At 53.6% G+C, this 267-nt stretch carries 1 protein-coding gene; it reads left to right on the top strand.

Translation table 11 applies throughout. From position 1 onward, the window contains the following. Positions 1–251: RDD family protein (locus SB775_RS30110; RefSeq protein WP_486360719.1), on the top strand; the 251-nt coding region annotated here is incomplete at its 5' end. Positions 252–267 lie beyond the last annotated feature (16 nt).

Here is a 267-nt window from a genome sequence, read left to right as displayed (position 1 = left end):
CCGTGGTGTTTTGGGGACTTGAATATGTGCAATTGAAAACGCGCGGCCAGACGATTGCGCAAAAGGTCGCTGGCATCAAGATCGAAAACGCAGACGGCGGGGAACTGACGGATCAGCAAATTCTCAAACGCCTTGCCCATCGTGATTCGGTCATGGCCCTCGAGTGGTGGAAAGAACGCGGGCAGGACATGGGTGAACAAATGCCGCATGACCGCTACGCCCATACTATAGTGCGTGAACTTAACCAGTAAATCGAAAGACGGCACC

This window comes from Peribacillus sp. SIMBA_075 (genome assembly GCF_046534585.1).
Note: the sequence above shows the minus strand (reverse complement) of the source record. Positions and strands in the feature narration are given on the sequence as shown.